Below are 18703 nucleotides of genomic sequence, written 5' to 3'. Positions count from 1 at the left end.
AAAGCGTGGCTAATCCAGCCAGCGATACCTGGGAAAGGCCATTCGCGCATCCACCACCAACTGACAACGAATAACCAACAACTAGCCATGTCTGCTGATTTCTCGCTCACCGCCAACGTCGTCGACGTTTTTGCCCGTTCCATTCAGCCCGCGATTATTTCGGTCGCGGGTGGCCGCATTGTCCGCATCGCGCCCATTGCCGAAGCCAAAGCCGACCCGGCGCTGCCCTACGTGCTGCCGGGCTTCGTGGATGCCCATGTGCACGTCGAAAGCTCGCTGCTGGTGCCCACCGAGTTTGCCCGGATGGCCGTGGCCCACGGCACGGTAGCCACCGTGAGCGACCCGCACGAAATCGGCAACGTCTTGGGCGTGGCGGGCGTCGAGTTCATGCTGGAGAACGCCGCGCACTCTCCGTTTAAGTTCTGCTTTGGGGCACCGAGCTGCGTGCCGGCCACGCCGTTCGAAACGGCCGGGGCTGAAATCACGGCCGCCGACATTGCCAAGCTATTCGAAAACCCCAAAATCGGCTACCTGGCCGAGATGATGAACTGGCCCGGCGTGCTGCACCGCGACAGCGACGTGATGGCCAAAATTGCCCTGGCCCACGCCGCCGGCCGCCCCGTGGATGGCCACGCGCCCGGCCTGCGCGGCGACGACGCGGCCCACTACGCCAGCGCCGGCATCAGTACCGACCACGAGTGCTTCACGGCCGCCGAGGCCCGCGACAAGCTGGCCGTGGGCATGAAAATCCTGATTCGCGAGGGCTCGGCGGCCCGCAACTTCGATGCCCTCATCGAGCTCATGCCCGAGCACTACCCGAACCTGATGTTCTGTTCCGACGATAAGCACCCCGATACGCTCCTTCTCGGCCACATCAACCAGCTGGTGCAGCGGGCCGTGGCCCTGGGCCACGACGTATTTCAGGTGCTGCGCGTGGCCTGCATCAACCCCGTGCAGCACTACCACCTGCCCGTGGGCCTGCTGGCCGAAGGCGACCCGGCCGACTTCATCGTAGTGAAGGATTTGGTGAATTTCGAGGTGCAGCAGACTTATCTCGACGGGGAGCTGGTGGCCGAAAACGGCCAGTCGCTGCTACCCGCCGCGCCCATTGCCGTGGTCAACAACTTCCACGCCCAGCCCGTGCAGGACGCCGATTTCCGGCTGCCCGTACTCACCGAGCAGGCTACGCTGCGCGTCATCCAATGCTTCGATGGCCAGCTCATCACGGGCCGCGTCGATTTGCCGGCGCGTATTGAAAACGGCCTCGCCGTACCCGACCAGGAGCAGGACGTGCTCAAGCTGGCCGTCATCAACCGCTACCAGCCGCAGGTGCCGCCGGCGCTGGCCTTCATCCGCGGCTTCGGGCTGAAGCACGGCGCGCTGGCCAGCAGCGTGGGCCACGACTCGCACAACATCACCGCCGTGGGCTGCGACGACGCGAGCCTGGCTCGGGCCGTTAACCTCGTGATTGAAGCCAAAGGGGGCCTGGCCGCCGTGGGGGCCGACGGCCGCGAAATGCTGGTGCCACTGCCCGTAGCCGGCCTGATGTCGGACCAGCCCGGGGCCGATGTTGCCGCTGCCTACGCCGCCGTCGATGCGCTCTCGAAGGAGCTGGGCTCACCGCTGGGCGCGCCGTTTATGACGCTTTCGTTCATGGCGCTGTTGGTTATTCCCAGCCTCAAGCTCAGCGACAAAGGCTTGTTCGATGGCCAGCAGTTCGCGTTTGTGGATGCGGTGGAATAACGCCAGCGCAATTTTTAGCGCGGTTTCTGCGTAGGGAGCGGGGCCCACCCCCGCTCCCTACTTCGTTTTACTGGTTATGAAACTGCTGCCCTTCCCTCACCGCCTACGTTTCGCCGGCTCCTTATTGCTGCTGGCGGCACTATTGGCCCAACCCGCCGCCGCCCAGAAATACCGCACTGCCGCCGGCATTCGCAGCGACGGCAATAATTACGGCCTCACCATTCAGCAGGTATTTCTGCCCAAGGCCACGCTGGAAGGGCTGGTCATGTTCGCGCCCCAGGAGCGCAGCTACACGGTGCTGGCCGAGCGGCACTTCGGTATTCTCGGCCCCAGCCTGAACTACTACTTCGGGGCCGGCGCGCACTACGGCAACAACCGCGACACCGGCGACTTCTGGGGCTTCGACGGTCTGGTGGGGGCCGAATACAAGATTGCCTTCACCCGCCTCGTCGTTTCCTTCGATTTCAAGCCTACCATCGAACACGGCTCCGACGACTGGAACCGCTTCCCCACGGCGCTTTCGCTGCGCTACATTATTGTGAAGCAGAAGAATTCCGGCCTCTTTCAGGGCGTTTTCGACAAATTCAAACGAGACTAAAAAAGCCCCGCTGTCTAGTCGAGAGCGGGGCTTTTTTTAGCAATTAAAATCGGATACTAGAACCGTTTTTCCAGCAGCTTGCGCATCTTTTCTTCGGTCAGCGGCTTGGTCAGGTACTCCACGTTGGGGTACTGGGCCACGCGGGCAGTGTCGGCCCCGTGCATCGAGGTAGTGAGCACGGCCATCACCGTCTGCTCCTGCACGGGCTGGGGCAGGGCGTTGTAGAGCTCCAGAAACTCGAAGCCCGAAACTCCGGGCATTTTTAAATCCACGAATACGAGGTCGGGCACGGTGCCATCGGCAGCCTGCTCGCCCCAGAGCTGCTCAAACGCCTCATCGGCGCGGGCAAACGTGCTGACCTGGTTAGCCACGGCCAGGCGGCCCAACAAGCGGTTGTTGAGAAAGCTCGTGGTTTCGTTGTCGTCAACGAGTACAATGTGGTTCAGATTGGCGGACATAGATTAGGATGATATTGCTGCTGATACGAAGATACAAACCTAACTGTGCGCCCACAACAGGCCAGCCTGCTACAGCCAACCCTGCGCCCGCATCCAGTCGTCGTTGTAGATTTTACCGAGGTAGCGCGTGCCGTGGTCGGGCAGGATAACCACCATGGTATCACCTTCCTGGAGGTGCTCGCGGGCGTATTCGAGGGCCCCGTGCACGGCCGAGCCGCAGCTCCAGCCCACAAACAGGCCTTCTTCCCTGGCCAGGCGGCGCGTCATCAGGGCCGCGTCCTGGTCGGTGACTTTGATAAATAAATCAATAACATCGAAGTCGACATTCTTGGGCAGAATATCTTCGCCAATGCCCTCGGTTTTGTACGGGTAGATTTCGTTTTCATCAAAAATACCCGTTTCCTTGTATTTCTTGAACACCGAGCCGTACGTGTCGAGACCGATAGAAACAATGGCGGGGTTCTGCTCCTTCAGGTATTTGCTTACGCCGGAAATGGTGCCGCCCGTGCCGACACCCGCGGCCCAGTGGGTAATCTTGCCTTCGGTCTGCTGCCAGATTTCGGGGCCGGTGGAGTCGTAATGAGCAGCCGCGTTCGAGAGGTTATCGTACTGGTTAGGATAATAGGAATTGGGCGTTTCCTGGCTCAGGCGCTTGGCTACCGAGTAGTAGGAGCGCGGGTCTTCGGGCGCCACATCGACGGGGCACACCACTACCTGGGCCCCCACGGCGCGCAGAATGTCCTGCTTTTCCTTGCTCTGCTTGTCGCTCATCACGAAGATGGTGTTGTAGCCCTTGGCAATGGCGGCCAGGGCCAGGCCCATACCGGTGTTGCCGCTGGTTCCCTCGATGATGGTGCCACCGGGCTGAATAAGGCCGGCCTTTTCGGCATCTTCCAGCATGCGAATGGCCATGCGGTCCTTCACCGAGTTGCCGGGGTTGAAATACTCGACTTTGGCCAGCACCGTGCCTTTAATACCGTCGGTTACTTTGTTGAGCTTAACGAGGGGCGTGTGGCCAACAGCCTCAATAACGTGGTTGAAATACATCGAAAAATGATGGATGGGAAGATGGGGGATAAGGCCACAAAGGTACGGATTCCGGCGGCGGGGTGAGTCCATCTGTCATCCTGAGCAGCGCGAAGGACCTTCTCACGACAGAATGATTTGCAGCAATTCAATCGGTGAAATCGTGAGAAGGTCCTTCGCGCTGCTCAGGATGACAAACGCTTGCCTTGCCCTAGCCCCAAAATGCCCTACTTTTGCAGCACCGCAGCCCGTCCGGGCCGCCTCCCCACTTCATCAACACCCAAAAAAACCTCCGAATGAGCGTTCTGGTCAATAAAAACTCCAAGGTCATCGTGCAGGGCTTCACCGGCTCCGAGGGCTCCTTCCACGCCCAGCAGATGATGGACTACGGCACCAACGTGGTGGGCGGCGTTACGCCCGGCAAAGGCGGCACCGAGCACCTCGGCCGTCCCGTGTTCAACACCGTAGCCGAAGCCGTTGAAAAGGCCAGCGCCGATACCACCATCATTTTCGTGCCCCCGGCTTTCGCCGCCGACGCGATTATGGAAGCTGCCGATGCCGGCATCAAGGTGATTATCACCATCACCGAAGGCATCCCGACCAAGGACATGATTGCCGTGAAGCAGTACCTCTCGGAGCGTCCCTCGGTAACCATGATTGGGCCGAACTGCCCCGGCGTGATGACCGCCGGCGAGTGCAAGGTGGGCATCATGCCCGGCTTTATTTTCACCAAAGGCAAAATCGGCATCGTAAGCAAGTCGGGCACTCTGACCTACGAAGCCGTCGACCAGCTCACCAAAGCCGGCCTGGGCCAGACCACGGCCATCGGCATCGGCGGCGACCCCATCATCGGCACCACCACCAAGCAGGCGGTGGAATTGCTGATGAACGACCCCGAAACCGAAGGTATCGTGATGATTGGCGAAATCGGCGGCGGCATGGAAGCCGAAGCCGCGCGCTGGATTAAGGAAACCGGCAACAAGAAGCCCGTCGTGGGCTTCATCGCCGGCCAGACGGCTCCTCCCGGCCGCCGCATGGGCCACGCCGGTGCCATCGTGGGCGGTGCCGACGACACAGCTGCCGCCAAAATGGCCATTATGCGCGAGTGCGGCATCCACGTGGTGGATTCACCCGCCGAGATTGGCGACACCATGCTGCGCGTACTGGGCGGCAAATAACCTCCGCCGCTACATTAATAATAGAAAGCCCCGGCCGATGCCGGGGCTTTTTTTGTGGGCTGGCCGGCTAGCTTTGCCACCGATTCCTCCTTTTTTCTGCATGAAATTTTACCGACAACTTCTTGCCAGTGCCCTGCTGGCCGGCGCGGCCGCTACCACCCACGCCCAAACCACCCCGCCCCCACCGCCCCTGCGCGCCACCCTCGATACAGTGGCCGTGATGGGCACTACTCGCGTACTCACGCTGGCAAGCGCGCCGGGGCCCGAGCTTGCAATCCGGGCGCTTACGCCGGGCGTGAAAATGGCGGTGCTGCACCTGCCGCCGGCTGGGCCGCACGAATACGACCTCACCGGCATCCGGATACTGGTATCGAAGCAGTACAACCAGAGCAACACGGGCATGCTGCTGGTGAGCGTGCTGCTGCCCGATGGCAGTACGCATGCCCCTTCTACCCGGGCGCTGCTGCCCGCCCCCATTGCCGTAACCGACCGCGAAGTGCGCCGCGCCAAGAACGGAGTGCTGACGTTGGACGTGCGCGCCTACCATCTGACACTGCCGGCCACTGGGGTATTTGTAGTAGCGGAAGGCGCGCCCAAACCACCCTATCGCTACCTGGGCGATACCGTATTCGCCAGTAAGGGTTTCGGTGAGCATCGTGCGTACGTGCACGTGCGATTGGGCAACCCAGCCACGCCGCGTAGGCAGCGCATTGTGAATGCAATGGACTTCATCTGCGTGCGCGATATCCGTACTGCACTGCCGCCTCAAACGTGGGATTACAGACCCAAAAAAGCCGCCTGGGTGCAGCGGTTGGCTGCTTACCCCCAATGCCCGCAGTGCGTCATCAGCAATACGGGGCTGGAGCTGGTGGTGCGAGAATTATAATCCAAATGCTTTAGCGTTGCGGGCGTTCGCTCTTTCTACCCTTTCCTAATATTTATCACGAGTGCCACTGTCATAGCGGCAGCTGTTTGCTGCATCGTTTCCGCGCCCTCCCACGGCCAGTCGAACCGACCAGCAGCTGCCACGCCGTTAGCTCCGCCTATCCCAACCGTTCGCCTCGACACGGGTGGGTGCCAAGAGCCCGCCAGCTCACGCTGCGCGCTCTTGGCACCCACCCGAAGACCTGACGTAACAGCTCACATTTTTATGGTAACGTTGATATCTTTGAGGCCCTCCACATCCCTCAATCTACTTAATTGACTTATGGCATTTCATCCATCCTGGCGCGTTGGCTTGTTGTTGCTGGCAGCAATTATCCTGAGTCTTAGCGCTTGCAAAAAAGAGACTGAAATTCAGCTGAAAGAGGTTGATAAAATGTATAGCTGGAAGGAAGACCGGCACTTTCTTGGCTTTGGCAAAGTCATCCTGGGTATCGGACAGGATGCCTCTTCCCTGTTTCTGCATACCCCCGGCATATTGAGCCAGCTTTCACCAGGGGTGCGCTCCCAGCCCTATTTCGAAAACCTGAACGGGCGAATGCCTTCAGATGTCGCGATAAGAGTCCCCTTGGCTGCTACCGTGGTTGCCTTTCCAATTGCGGACACAGTGGTTACCGTGGCACCTTATGCCGATGCAGTTAACCCAGAATATAGCGCCAATGTTCGACTACACAAGCTTGACCCGCAGGCAATTACCTATAGGGTTACAGTGAAGTCTTTGTCCGGAAGGGAATCCCAGTTTGCGGCCATCAACAGAAACAACTACCTATTGCTCAGTTACCGCCGCCCGGGAGCAGCGGTTGGGACCACTGTACTGCGCTTGGTACTGGCCCGCATTACGCTTACGCCCGGTGCGTTCCAACGCGTGCAGTTGCAGTCGCAAATAATAGATTTCCCAACGTCCGCGTTGTCCGGCTCCAGCTATCCCTACATCTCGCAAATCACCGCTATTGACGATTATTTTCTGGTTAGCAAGTCCGACGGCGGCCTTTTCAAGGTCACGGAAAATGGCACTGTTCGGCTGGTTGACTCCGAACGTTCAGTCAAGACTGCTTATGCATGGCAAGGCAAATTGTATGCGCAATCCTTTAGCGATAAGCTGTTGGTCTCGGCTGACGCGGGCGAAACCTGGACTACTTACACCAACACCCCATCCTTCTTGTCCAGTAGCAGATTTCAAGTGTTGGGCGATAGCCTGATAGGATACACTGATTCGTTCAATCAACTTTATTCGCTGCGCTGGAATGGTGGCACCGGCCGCATACGCGAACTCAAAAATGACGGCATGGGCGAAGCCGCCATCAACGATATTAAGCAGTTGGGCGATACGGTGTACGTGGGCACCACCAGCGGGCTATTTAAACGGCCGGCGAAAGCTTTCTTTGAGAGCAAGGCCCGGTGATATCAGGTCATTCCGCTTCGTTTATTCGTCCAAGGTCGTATTCTTATCCAGGTTGATGACAATACCCACCTGAAACACTGAATTCGCAGCTTTAAGAAACTCGTTGTTGCGGAAGCCAAAAATCTGGCCGCTAATGAGCTGCAGCTGCACCGGGCCGGCAATCTGGGTGCGGGTGAAGGTGATGGGCTCAAAGAACACATTACTTTCGCCCGGGGCAGCCATGCCGTTGATGGTGAAGTTATTGAGCTTCATATAGCTCATGCGCAGGGCCGCGCCGTAGGTGAGCGGGAAATCGCGGTTGAAAAGGTGAAGGTTGTCGTGCTTTTTACGGGCGTAGTTCACTTGCGCGAAGACTTTGGAGAGGCTGCCGTCGAGGGTGCGGGTGGTTTGCTGGGCGTCGTTGCGCTCAATACGCTCGGTGGCCCCGCCGCCGCCGCCCACGTACACTTCGAGCACGCGCTTGTCGGGCAGGCGGGTGAAATAGCCGAGGCTGGCTTCGGCAAAGTCGATGTTTTCGGTGCGGGTGGATTTGCGGCGGTGCAGCGAGGAAAACGTACCGGCCACCGCCAGGTGGTTGGTAAGGCCGTAGGCCCCTTGCAGGGCATAATTGGTGTGCTGATTGGTGCTCACGGCCCCGTAAAACTCGCCCTGATGGGTGAGCAAGGGCGCGTGCGGCGGCGGCGGAAAATACAGCGAGGCACAGCCCGACAACCCCAAAGGACCCAGGCCCCAAAGTAAACGCAAGAATGACTTCATGGTGCAAGTATCGGCACTGGCGGCCGCTGTGCGGTCGGAAGAGAGTCGAATTTCGTGTATCGGGGCAATAATTAGCCCCTTTTTGCTGGCCAAAATCAGTCGCCAGCGTAGTCGAGCCGTAAGGATTACTCCACGTTTTCTTACCCTGCTTTATGCCCGCTGCCGATTCCTTTGATGCCCTTATTGTTGGTGCCGGCCAAGCTGGTACGCCCCTGGCCTATGCCCTGGCCGATGCCGGCCGGCGCGTAGGCTTCATCGAGAGCGACCACCTGGGCGGCTCCTGCATCAATTATGGGTGCGCGCCTACCAAAGCGCTGCTGGCTTCGGCCCAGCGGGCCCACCTTGTGCGAACGGCTGGTGCGCTGGGCATCATCGCCGCCGAGCCGGTGGTAGACTTCGCGGCCGTGATTACGCGGATGCAAACGCTGCGACAAAACTCGCGCGACAGCCTGCACCACAAGCTTACGGAGGCCCACAACGGTATAACCGTTATTCGGGGGCGGGCGCGGTTCACGGCCCCCCACACCTTGCGGGTGGTGCTGGCCGAAGGCGGCGGCGAGCAGCTGCTCACGGCCCCGCTTATCTTCATTAATACCGGTACCAAGGCCGCCGTGCCCGACCTGCCGGGCCTGCAGGAAAGCGGCTACCTCACCAGCGACTCGCTGCTGCTTGATATGACCGAGCAGCCCGAGCATCTGCTCATTCTGGGGGGCAGCTACATCGGGGTCGAGTTCGGGCAGATGTTTCGGCGGCTGGGCACCCGTGTGACTATCGTCGACACCAAGCCGCGCCTGATGGCCCGCGAAGACCCCGACGTGAGCCACCCGCTCGAAGAGTGCCTCACGGCGGCCGGTGTAGAGCTGGTGCTCGGGGCCACGGCCCGCCGCGTGTCCCGCGCCGCCGACGGCCACCTCACCCTCACCGTGGATACCCCGGACGGCGAGCGCCGCCTGCGCGGCAGCCACCTGCTGGTAGCCGTGGGCCGCGAGCCCAACACCGCCGACCTCGGCCTCGAAAACACCAGCATTACGCTCAATAAAAAGGGCTATATCGAAGCGAACGAGCACCTGCAAACCGGCACGCGTGGCGTGTATGCGCTGGGCGATGTGAAGGGCGGCCCACAGTTTACCCACATTGCCTACGACGACTACCGCATTGTGCGCGATGCGCTGTTGCACCACGGCCAGCGCACCACCGACGACCGGCCCATGCCCTACGTAGTATTCACCGAACCGCAGTTGGGCCGCATCGGGCTTTCGAAGAACCAGGCCAAAGAAAAAGGTATTCCTTACCGCGTGAGCCGGCTGCCGGCCCGCACCATCGGCCGGGCCGTGCAAACGGGCGAAACCGAGGGTTTCGTGGAAGTGCTGGTGGGTGACGACGACCGGCTGCTGGGCGCGGCCGTGTTCTGCGAGCAGGGTGGCGAAATCATGACCATGTTTCAGCTGGCAATGGCGGGCAAGCTGCGCTACCAAGAGCTGCAAAACATGATTCTGGCCCACCCTACCTGGGCCGAGGTGCTGAACAATGCCTTCCAACGATTGAAGCCCGGGGAGTGAATCGGGGGATTCACGCAACGAACAGATAACAGCGAATAGCTTAGCGACTGGTCCTGCCGTAGGCGGGTTCTTTCCACCTTCTACTCCTTTTTTCTGATGAAATATCTTTGGCTACTCCTGCTGCTTATTGCCTGCCACAGCCGCGTTGCGGCCCAGGCAACCAACCTGGTCCCCGCTTACGTGGGCCACGACCGCCTGGCCCCTTTTAGCGGACTCTACGCAATTACGGGCCAATATGTGCCCCTCTACCTGGCCGGCGACACCACCAATGCCGTGCTGCACCTGGTGCAGGGCGAGCGGGTGCGGGTAACCGGGGTGGGCCGGCGCTGGGTGCAGGTGGTGCACAAATACAAGGATTATTCCATGCGCCGGCAGTTCGTTACACTTCCCGACGACCTGCAGGAAATTCCGGACTCGGTGGCCGTGCCGCGCGATGCCACTACCGGCCTCATTCGCTACGTGGGCGAGGCGGCCGTGCCCGGTAGCTCGCAGGCCGAGCTGATGGGCCGTGCCAAGGTGTGGTTCGCTACCAATTTCCGCACCGAGGAGGTGCTGCAGGTGCAGGATGCGGCCACTGGCGCACTCGTAGGCAAGGCTTTTTCGGAGGTGTTCATTCACGCCCCCGAGCCCAGCCTGCACCGCCTCGACTACACCATTCAAATCACCTGCCGCGATGGCAGCTACCGCTACGCCATTAGCACCTTCGGCTTCGGTGCCTACCTGGGCAGCTACAGCGGCAACACGGGGTTTGCGGCCGAAAAGGTCGTGTTCGATACCAGGTTCAATGGCAAGCAGCGGGCGGTTATCCGGCAGTACAAGGCGGAGCTGTTTCGGGTGGCGCAGCAGGTGCAGCAGCAGCTGCGCACAGCCCTCGACAAGCCGGTGGGCTCGTAGGCGGGCCTGCGTATGAAGCCAAAAAAGGGCACCCGCTTGGCGCGGGTGCCCTTTTTTCTACTGTCGTAATTGTAGCGAAATGGCGCGAGTTCAGCCCGCTGAAACTCGCGACACATCATCCCACGATTTTTCAAGTCGCCCACTGGCACGATGGCGGCCTAGCTGATACCAACGACGCGAACGGGTGGTCGTTTACCAAATTACGCTGAGGGCTGCGAAAGTGCCGAAGGTTGTTTGCTACCAGCGCAGGACCCGAGCCGCAGGCTCGTTGTCAGTGGGCAGCGCGTTGCAGGCACGCCAGTTGAGGTTACCCAATTATCAATTACGCTTCAGAGATTTAGTCAATCGTTGTTCCAATGCAATTTTTTGTATTAATTGGAATGTTTGCCACTGAATACTATCCGGGATTTCATTAAAATAACCCACGGTCTAAATGCGTCAACTTCTTCTGAATCTGCCATATCACTTGCTTTACTATTGAGAGCATAGATATTTCCCTTCCGCTCAACATAAATATCTGCCTCCTTTTCAACTCCGCAGAATAACCGTAAACTATCAGTTCTAAAAGGCCAAGCTCTTCCATATTTTGCTTTCGTGATTAGCTCTCCATCTTCACTACTTGTTTGCAATCTGCTTTTACAAGCGAGGAGCAGAATGGTAAAAATTACGAGGCATCCAAAATTAATCTTCCTCATAATTCGCAAACGCCAGATTTAATATCGAAGGCTATTTAGGAAGTCAGAAGCACGTCATGCTGAGCTTATCGAAGCATCTCTACCGCTTCGTTGCTTAGGTTGAATTAGTTACGCGGCAGAGATGCTTCGACAAGCTCAGCATGACGACTTTCTAATCAGTTTCATCTCCAAAAGCCAAAACCCCCGCGCCAGCCAAAGCCGACGCGGGGGTTTCTGTGGGTACTTAGGGAGTAGCCAAGCTACTACATATTTTTGATAATTTCCTGACCGAATTCGCTCGTTTTGAGCAGGGTGGCCCCTTCCATCTGGCGTTCGAAGTCGTAGGTCACGCGCTTGCTGGCGATGGCGGCTTCAAGGCCTTTGTTGATGAGAGCGGCGGCCTCTTTCCAGCCCATGTATTCGAGCATCATTACGCCGGAAAGGATAACCGAGCCAGGGTTTACCTTGTCCTGGTTGGCGTATTTGGGGGCCGTGCCGTGGGTGGCTTCGAAGATGGCGTGCCCGGTAACGTAGTTGATGTTGGCCCCCGGCGCGATGCCAATGCCGCCCACGATGGCGGCCAGCGCGTCGGAGATGTAGTCGCCGTTCAGGTTCAGCGTAGCCACTACCGAGTATTCGGCGGGACGCAGCAGAATCTGCTGCAGGAAGGCATCGGCGATGCTGTCCTTGATGATGAGCTTGCCTTGGTCCACGGCCTGCTTTTGCAGCGCGTCGGCTACCTGCACCCCCTGCTTGGCCACGATTTTATCGTACTGGGCCCAGGTGAATACCTTGCTGCTAAACTCCTTTTCGGCTAACTCGTAGCCCCAGGTTTTGAAGGCCCCTTCGGTGAACTTCATGATGTTGCCCTTGTGCACAATAGTCACCGAAGGCTTCTTGTGTTCCAGCGCGTACTTGATGGCGGCGCGCACGAGGCGCTCGGTGCCTTCCTTGCTCACCGGCTTGATGCCGAACGAGGACGACTCGGGGAAGCGGATTTTCTTCACGCCCATCTCGTCCTGCAGGAATTCGAGCATTTTCTGGGCCTGGGGCGTCCCATTCATATACTCGATGCCGGCGTAGATGTCCTCCGTGTTCTCGCGAAAAATGACCATGTCGGTCAGCTCCGGGTGCTTTACGGGCGAGGGCACGCCCTCGTAGTAGCGCACGGGGCGCAGGCATGCATACAGGTCCAGCTCCTGGCGCAGGGCCACGTTGAGGGAGCGAATGCCGCCGCCCACGGGCGTCGTGAGGGGTCCTTTGATGCCCACGAGGTATTCGCGAAAGGCGTCGAGGGTTTCGGTGGGCAGCCAGTTGGTGGTGGCTTTATAGGCTTTCTCACCAGCCAGCACTTCCTTCCACATCAGCTGCTTTTTGCCGCCGTAAGCTTTCTCCACCGCCGCGTCGAACACCAGCTTGGAAGCCCGCCAGATGTCCGGCCCCGTGCCGTCGCCCTCAATAAAGGGAATGGTGGGTTTGTCCGGGACGGTCAGCTTGCCGTTTTTAATGGTGATTTTTTGCTCTGCCATGTGGGGTGTTCGTTTATGTAAGTCTGTCATCCTGAGCGCAGCGAAAGACCTTATCGCGCCAGGGTCGTGGGGAATAATTCAGCTGATTGCAAGCGGGATAAGGTGCTTCGCTGCACTCAGCAGGTCAATCGGTAACTAGTACCCGAAAATCTCCTTCAGCGTGAGCTGCTGCACCTGGCCGTACTTGGCCAGCTCCTTGAAATTGAGCCGGTCCTTCGAGCCAATAACCAGAATAACCTGATTTTGTCCGCGAATCTTGGCTAGCTGAAACTTCTTCAGCTCGTCGAAATTCATTTTCTGGGTGCTGGCGTACACATCGCGGCGCAGGTCGTAGTCGAGGCCGAGGCGCTTGGCGCGCTCGTAGCTCATCAAAATATTGCCCTTGGTGATGCGCTCAGTGCTGATGCTGTTGCGGATGGCGTTTTTGGCGATTTCAAGATTGGCCTCGGCCACGGGCATGTCGGTGAGGAGGGCTTCCATGCCGGCCATGGCTTCCGGCAGCTTGTCGCTTTGGGTGCCGATGTAGCTCAGGTTGTAGTTGGAGCGGCCCAGCTTGTCGGCGTTGCTATACCCAGAATACGCGGAATAAGCCAAAGCCTTACTCTCGCGCAAATCCTGAAATACAATGCTGCCCATGCCACCGCCGAAATACTCGTTGTAGAGCGCCACGGTGGGCACTAGCTCCTTGCTGTACAGGTCGCCTTTGGTCAGAAACAGGATTTCGGCCTGCACCATGTTGTAGTCCACCCAATACACCTTCTTGTCCTTCATCGGCTGTTCGGCGAAGTCTTTGGCAGCGGGTGCGGGCAGGAGCTTGGCGGGGGTTTTATGAAGGCGAATTATTGGATTGACAATCCCAGGGTCGTTAATATGAGTCCCTGTTACTGTGTAAGCATGCAAGCCTTCTAACCGCCGCGGCCCATAGTACAGCACCCGATGCTGGTAAGAGGTCAGCTTCTGAATGAGGCTCGTGAGCTGCTCCGGCTTCAGCGCCTTAAGCTCTTTCTCGCTCAGGATATTCGTGAAGGGGTTTTTCGAGCCGTACTTCACGTAGTTCACCATCGCCGAGTTCAGAATGACGCGCTTTTCGAGCTTGGCATCCTGGCGCTGCTTGAGGACGCCGGCCACCATGTTTTTCAGGGCGGCGGCATCGGGCTTGGGTGCTTTCAACAGCTGTTCGAACAGCTTCAGGGCGGGCTCTAGGTTGGTATCGAGGCCGTTGAGGGTGACGAACGTGCGGTCGGCTCCGCTATTCACGCTGAACGAGCAGCCCAGCTTGTAGAATTCCTGCTGCAGCTGCGCGGCGGTGTACTGGCCCGCGCCGAGGTATTGCAGGTAGTCGGCGGCCAGGCCCCAGCGCGGGTCCTGGTTATTGCCCAGGTCGAACACGTAGTACAAGTTGAACAGGCCGTTTTCGGCGTTGTGCGTGTAGTACAGCGGCAGGCCGGGCTTGATGGCAGTTTCCTGGATGTCCTTTTTGTAATCGACAAACACCGGCTGCAACTCCGTGCTCGGCATCGCCGTGAGCTGTTTGTAGTAGGCCGACGACACATCGCGGTTGGCGGGCACGGGCGTGATAGCAGGTTTCACCACCTTCACCTTGTTGGGGTCGGTGCCGGTGCGCTTGAAGACCGTGACGAAGTTCGGGCCGTAGTTGTCGTTGGCAAATTTCACGATTTCGGCCTTCGTGATGGTGCCGAAATCGTTCTGCTGCTGCAGGTAGTCTTTCCAGTCGATGCGCTCGATAAAGGCCTCGTACATGGCACTGGCGCGGGCCTCGTTGCTTTCGTAGCTCTTGGTGCGGGTCAGCTTCTCGTTGTTGATGATGGCTGGAATCAGCCAGTCGGGGAAGTTGCCGGCTTTCACCTTGGCCAGCTCGCCCAGCATCAGGCCCTTCACGTCTTCCAGCTTCTGCCCCGCGCGCGGCGTACCGTAGATGACGTGGGTGGAATAGTCGTCATTCAAGTCGGTGAACGAAGCGGCTTCCAGCACCTGCTGGCGCTGGTTCAGGTCGAGGTCGATGAGGCCGGCCTGGCCGTTGGTCAGGATTTTATCCATCATGCGCAGCCGCACGGCATCTTTCGAGGCCTTGCCCGGCAGGCGGAAGCCCAGCATCACGTTTTCCGACTGCGGCCCCACCACCTCCTTGGTAATTGGAGCCATCAGCGCGGCCTCTACCGGCGCGTTGAAAACGGGCACCGGCTTGCTCGGCATCGCGCCGAAATACTTGTCGATGGTGCGAATGGTCTGGTCAAAATCCAAATCACCGCTCAGGCACAGGGCCACGTTGTTGGGCACGTAGTACTGGCCGAAATATTTCTTAATCTCGGTAATGGACGGGTTCTGCAGGTGCTCAATCGTACCGATAGTCGTCTGCGTGCCGTAGGGGTGCGTGGGGTAAAGTGCGCCGTTCAGCGCCTCGAATTCCTTGTTGAAGTCGGAATCGAGGCCCCGGTTTTTCTCCTCGTACACAGCCTCCAGCTCGGTGTGGAACAGGCGCGGCACCATCTCGCGCAGGCGCTCGGCCTGGATGGCCGCCCACTTCTCCAGCTGGTTGCTGGGGATGTCTTCCTGGTAAACCGTCTCCTCGTTCGAAGTGTGCGCGTTCGAGCCTTTCGCCCCGATGGCTCCCATCACCTTGTCGTACTCGTTGGGCACAGCATATTTGGCGGCCACGCCCGAAATCGAGTCAATCTGGTGGTAAGTGCGCTTGCGGGCGGCGGGGTCGTTGCGCTGGCCGCGGTACGTTTCGTACAGCGCCTCAATCTTATCCAATTCAACCTTTTCCTTGGCCCAGTCCTGCGTGCCCAGCTGCGAAGTACCTTTGAACACCATGTGCTCGAGGTAGTGCGCGAGGCCAGTGGCGGCAGCGGGGTCATTCTTCGAGCCGGCGCGCACGGCCAGATACGTCTGAATACGGGGCGCGTCCTTGTAGTCGGACAGGTAAACGGTCAGGCCGTTGTCAAGCTTATAAATGCGGACACCCAACGGGTCGCCGGGCACCGATTCGTAGCGGTATTCTTTGGGAGCCGCCGCGGCAGCAGCAGGCGCGGCGATGGGCGCAACCATCGCAGTTGCAACCGGCTTACTCGATTGACATTGCGTAGCAACACCCAACACCGCCAGGGCCGGAATCAACAGCAGAAAATTCTTTTTCACGAAGGGCGCGGGCGGGTGCAATAGGGGTTTCAAAAAACAAAGGTAGCTGGCTGATAGGGGAATAAAAAACAAAATTTCACCTTATCTTGCAAGGTCGTAACCTCCACAACCGGCTTCCGCATTCAGCGAGTTGCTTTTCCCCAAACGTTTGCGGAATCGTGTAATGAGGCGAACTGCTTTTACCTCAACAACCGGGTTGCTTTAGCGGCTCCGGGCCACGCAAGGTTTTCTAAACCTTGCGGTAGAAGCCCAGTCGCCCTGCCGAAAGGCTGGCTCGGAGGGCGCAGACGATGAGACGCGAAATATCGCGTTTTGGCAACACCCTGGCTCTTTGGGTACCAGCCGCTTAGAACTCCGCCTCCAGGCCCAGGCGCTGCTTGGCCTCACGCAGGGCGGGGAACCGCTCGGCCAGGTACTCGAACTTGTCGGTCGAGGTGTAGAGCTTGCGGGCGGTGGGCGCGGCGGTATTTACCACCGGCTGCACGTTGAGGCGCGGGTTGCCGGTGCGGCGACGCAGGTCGGCCAGGAATTCCACCCGCAGGTCGTTGAATTGGTCGACCTGAATGGGATTGTCCACTGCCAGCTCGATGTGGTGCTCGGCATTGGCCGTCACCGGCCGGTTTAGCACCCAGAATTCACTCATGCGGTCCTGAGCGCGGCGCTCTTCGGCCAGCTCCTGCCACACGCGCTGGAGCACGGCAGGGTCGGTGGGTGCTACCGGGCCGCTGGTGGCGGCAGGCTCGGCCGAGGCAGCAGCGGCTGTGCCGGCGGCCGCGCGGGCGCTCATATTCTTGAGGCTGGGCAGCTTGCTGGCCAGGCTGGGGATTTTGGCGAACGCGGCCTGCGGCGTGGCGCGCGGCGTCGGCTCGATGCCCTCGAAGCTGGGCACGCCGATTTCAACGTGCGGCAGCGTATCGCGCATCTGGTGGCGCTCGGTGATGGCGGCAGCCGGGTCATCCTCGATGCTGGGCGTGTCGTGCAGCTCCTCCACGCCATTTTCGACGGGCAGCGGCTCGGGCCCATCGGCCGGGGCGGGGCCGGTGGCTACGGGCGCACCAGGAGGCATGGGCAGCGGCGCGGGCGCGGCGGCCGGACGCGGCGCAGCGGTGTAAGGCGCTGCCGGCGACTCGGTGGCATAGGCTGCCGGGGCCGCGTAAGAAGCGGCCGGGGCTGGAGTAGCTGAAGTTACCGCTGCTGATGGGGCTACCGGCGCGGGTTGGGCGTGGCCGTTGGTGCTTCCACCATAGTTGCCGTTGCCGGTACTACCGCCGTTACCAATGCTGCTACCATGGTTGTTTGGTACAGCTGCCGCCGAAGCTTCGCCGTCGCTTAGGCTACTAGTTTTTTTTTTAGCCTCGCCATTATCTGACGATGACCCTTGGTTGGCGGGACTCAATTCGCGGACGAACTGTACGGCCCCGTTCAGATAGGCCAGTTTCATCAGGGCTAGCTCGACGTGCAGGCGCTGGTTTTTGGCCTGCTTGAACTCGCGGTCGCACTGGCTGATGAGGTTAAGGGCCGAAAGCAGGAAGGCCAGCGGCGCGGCCTGGGCCTGCGCCACGTACTGTTGCCTGATGCCGTCGGATACTTCCAGCAGCTGCACCGTCACGGCATCTTTACACACGAGTAGGCCGCGCAGGTGCTCGGCGGTGCCCACCACGAAATTGTGCAGGTCGAAGCCGTTCTGCATCACTTCATCGAGCAGGAGAAGCGCGGCCGAGAGATTTTCAGTCAGCAGGCCGTCAACGAGGCGGAAGTAGTAGTCGTAGTCGAGAATGTGCAGGTTTTGCACCACCTCTTTGTAGGTGAGGTTGTTGCCGCCGAACGTGACCATCTGGTCGAACATCGACAGGGCGTCGCGCAGGCCGCCGTCGGCCTTTTGGGCCAGCAAGTGCAGGGCGTCGTCTTCGGCCGTGATGCCTTCCTGGGTGGCCACGTAGCGCAGGTGCTGGCGCATGTCGTCCACCTTGATGCGGCTGAAATCGAAAATCTGGCAGCGCGACAGGATGGTGGGGATAATCTTATGGCGCTCTGTGGTGGCCAGAATGAAAATGGCGTAGCTCGGCGGCTCCTCCAGCGTCTTCAGGAAGGCGTTGAAGGCCGCGTTCGAGAGCATGTGCACCTCGTCGATGATGTAGATTTTGTATTTGCCGGCCTGCGGGGCGTAGCGCACCTGCTCCACCAGCGAGCGGATGTCTTCGACCGAGTTGTTGGAGGCCGCATCCAGCTCGTGCACGTTGAAAGAGGCGTTTTCCTGGAAGGCCACGCAGGAGGCGCACTGCCCGCAGGCCTCCGTTTCGGGACTGAGGTTGGTGCAGTTGATGGTTTTGGCCAGGATGCGGGCGCAGGTGGTCTTGCCAACCCCGCGCGGGCCGCAAAACAGAAACGCCTGGGCCAGGTGCTGGCTCTGAATGGCATTTTGCAGCGTGGTGGTGACGTGCTGCTGCCCCACCACGCTGCGAAACGTGACTGGGCGGTACTTGCGGGCCGAAACGACGAAATTATCCATAAGTTCTATCTACAAAGTTACCCAGAAATGGGCGGCTTTGGAAGCGGAATGAGGTGAGCTTTGGGTCAGCCAGAACATTACCAAAACGTCATGCTGAGCATAGTCGAAGCATCTCTACCGCGTAACTAATTCACTGCTTGCAACGAAGCGGTAGAGATGCTTCGACAAGCTCAGCATGACGTTCTTTTTATCTTGTCTGCACCCATACACAAACACCCAAACCGCTGGAAACCTTCCCTCCTCCCCCATCGTTTCAACTTCACCGCGTACCTTCGC

Annotated in this window: 13 protein-coding genes and 1 pseudogene; 7 read left to right on the top strand and 7 right to left on the bottom strand. The window is 59.3% G+C overall.

Annotated elements, in window-relative coordinates; all coding sequences use genetic code 11:
• Window positions 1–87: 87 nt before the first annotated feature.
• Window positions 88–1743, top strand: a complete 1656-nt coding sequence (gene ade, locus ABIB44_RS16055) for an adenine deaminase (RefSeq protein ID WP_354585679.1) — start codon at window positions 88–90, stop codon at window positions 1741–1743.
• A gap of 76 nt (window positions 1744–1819) precedes the next feature.
• Window positions 1820–2341 carry a hypothetical protein gene (locus ABIB44_RS16050; RefSeq protein WP_354585678.1) on the top strand — a complete coding sequence of 174 codons (522 nt, stop codon included), beginning with the start codon at window positions 1820–1822 and terminating at the stop codon, window positions 2339–2341.
• A 56-nt stretch (window positions 2342–2397) separates the two neighbouring features.
• Here ABIB44_RS16050 and ABIB44_RS16045 read toward each other — a convergent pair whose 3' ends face one another.
• Both ABIB44_RS16045 and ABIB44_RS16040 read right to left on the bottom strand, forming a co-directional pair.
• Window positions 2398–2799 carry a response regulator gene (locus ABIB44_RS16045; protein ID WP_354585677.1) on the bottom strand — a complete coding sequence of 134 codons (402 nt, stop codon included), beginning with the start codon at window positions 2797–2799 and terminating at the stop codon, window positions 2398–2400.
• 72 nt (window positions 2800–2871) lie between these two features.
• Window positions 2872–3846, bottom strand: a pseudogene (locus tag ABIB44_RS16040) (PLP-dependent cysteine synthase family protein); the annotation flags it as partial.
• Window positions 3847–4121: 275 nt separating this feature from the next.
• On the opposite strand from ABIB44_RS16040, the gene sucD reads away from it, so the two are divergent.
• The 3 genes from sucD to ABIB44_RS16025 all read left to right on the top strand — a co-directional run bounded on the left by sucD (window position 4122) and on the right by ABIB44_RS16025 (window position 7347).
• Window positions 4122–5003: a succinate--CoA ligase subunit alpha gene (sucD, locus tag ABIB44_RS16035; protein ID WP_354585676.1), complete on the top strand. Its 882-nt coding sequence runs from the start codon at window positions 4122–4124 to the stop codon at window positions 5001–5003.
• A gap of 100 nt (window positions 5004–5103) precedes the next feature.
• Window positions 5104–5889 (top strand): hypothetical protein, encoded by a 786-nt coding sequence (locus tag ABIB44_RS16030; RefSeq protein ID WP_354585675.1) that lies wholly within the window; start codon window positions 5104–5106, stop codon window positions 5887–5889.
• Window positions 5890–6210: 321 nt separating this feature from the next.
• Window positions 6211–7347, top strand: coding sequence for a hypothetical protein (locus ABIB44_RS16025; protein WP_354585674.1), 1137 nt, complete (start codon window positions 6211–6213; stop codon window positions 7345–7347).
• A gap of 21 nt (window positions 7348–7368) precedes the next feature.
• Here ABIB44_RS16025 and ABIB44_RS16020 read toward each other — a convergent pair whose 3' ends face one another.
• Window positions 7369–8103, bottom strand: coding sequence for a hypothetical protein (locus tag ABIB44_RS16020; RefSeq protein WP_354585673.1), 735 nt, complete (start codon window positions 8101–8103; stop codon window positions 7369–7371).
• Between the two features lie 152 nt (window positions 8104–8255).
• On the opposite strand from ABIB44_RS16020, the gene ABIB44_RS16015 reads away from it, so the two are divergent.
• Entirely contained in the window at window positions 8256–9662 is a 1407-nt protein-coding gene (locus tag ABIB44_RS16015) for a mercuric reductase (RefSeq protein ID WP_354585672.1), read from the top strand.
• Between the two features lie 96 nt (window positions 9663–9758).
• Window positions 9759–10556, top strand: a complete 798-nt coding sequence (locus tag ABIB44_RS16010; protein ID WP_354585671.1) for a DUF4468 domain-containing protein — start codon at window positions 9759–9761, stop codon at window positions 10554–10556.
• 371 nt (window positions 10557–10927) lie between these two features.
• Here the strand turns inward: ABIB44_RS16010 and ABIB44_RS16005 are convergent, their stop codons facing one another.
• The 4 genes from ABIB44_RS16005 to ABIB44_RS15990 form a co-directional block, all read right to left on the bottom strand.
• Window positions 10928–11251: a DUF2511 domain-containing protein gene (locus ABIB44_RS16005; RefSeq protein ID WP_354585670.1), complete on the bottom strand. Its 324-nt coding sequence runs from the start codon at window positions 11249–11251 to the stop codon at window positions 10928–10930.
• A 242-nt stretch (window positions 11252–11493) separates the two neighbouring features.
• Entirely contained in the window at window positions 11494–12759 is a 1266-nt protein-coding gene (gene icd, locus ABIB44_RS16000) for an NADP-dependent isocitrate dehydrogenase (RefSeq protein ID WP_354585669.1), read from the bottom strand.
• 135 nt (window positions 12760–12894) lie between these two features.
• The gene (locus tag ABIB44_RS15995) at window positions 12895–15951 is read right to left on the bottom strand and encodes a M16 family metallopeptidase (protein ID WP_354585668.1); all 3057 of its coding nucleotides are present in this window, start codon (window positions 15949–15951) and stop codon (window positions 12895–12897) included.
• 313 nt (window positions 15952–16264) lie between these two features.
• On the bottom strand, window positions 16265–18427 hold the full coding sequence (locus ABIB44_RS15990) for a DNA polymerase III subunit gamma/tau (protein WP_354585667.1): 2163 nt from the start codon (window positions 18425–18427) through the stop codon (window positions 16265–16267).
• Window positions 18428–18703: the final 276 nt, after the last annotated feature.

This window comes from Hymenobacter sp. UYCo722, assembly GCF_040547115.1.
Taxonomy (GTDB): domain Bacteria; phylum Bacteroidota; class Bacteroidia; order Cytophagales; family Hymenobacteraceae; genus Hymenobacter.
The sequence above is the reverse complement of the archived record's forward strand: the minus strand, read 5'-3'. Positions and strand labels throughout refer to the sequence as shown.

Excerpts from the sequence above, each read along its gene's own strand:
- ABIB44_RS16030 (WP_354585675.1), top strand. The coding sequence starts at position 5,104 with ATGAAATTTTACCGACAACTTCTTGCCAGTGCCCTGCTGGCCGGCGCG.
- ABIB44_RS16015 (WP_354585672.1), top strand. The coding sequence starts at position 8,256 with ATGCCCGCTGCCGATTCCTTTGATGCCCTTATTGTTGGTGCCGGCCAA.
- icd (WP_354585669.1), bottom strand. The coding sequence starts at position 12,759 with ATGGCAGAGCAAAAAATCACCATTAAAAACGGCAAGCTGACCGTCCCG.
- ABIB44_RS16045 (WP_354585677.1), bottom strand. The coding sequence starts at position 2,799 with ATGTCCGCCAATCTGAACCACATTGTACTCGTTGACGACAACGAAACC.
- ABIB44_RS16010 (WP_354585671.1), top strand. The coding sequence starts at position 9,759 with ATGAAATATCTTTGGCTACTCCTGCTGCTTATTGCCTGCCACAGCCGC.
- ABIB44_RS16005 (WP_354585670.1), bottom strand. The coding sequence starts at position 11,251 with ATGAGGAAGATTAATTTTGGATGCCTCGTAATTTTTACCATTCTGCTC.
- ABIB44_RS16020 (WP_354585673.1), bottom strand. The coding sequence starts at position 8,103 with ATGAAGTCATTCTTGCGTTTACTTTGGGGCCTGGGTCCTTTGGGGTTG.
- sucD (WP_354585676.1), top strand. The coding sequence starts at position 4,122 with ATGAGCGTTCTGGTCAATAAAAACTCCAAGGTCATCGTGCAGGGCTTC.
- ABIB44_RS15990 (WP_354585667.1), bottom strand. The coding sequence starts at position 18,427 with ATGGATAATTTCGTCGTTTCGGCCCGCAAGTACCGCCCAGTCACGTTT.
- ABIB44_RS16050 (WP_354585678.1), top strand. The coding sequence starts at position 1,820 with ATGAAACTGCTGCCCTTCCCTCACCGCCTACGTTTCGCCGGCTCCTTA.
- ABIB44_RS16025 (WP_354585674.1), top strand. The coding sequence starts at position 6,211 with ATGGCATTTCATCCATCCTGGCGCGTTGGCTTGTTGTTGCTGGCAGCA.
- ade (WP_354585679.1), top strand. The coding sequence starts at position 88 with ATGTCTGCTGATTTCTCGCTCACCGCCAACGTCGTCGACGTTTTTGCC.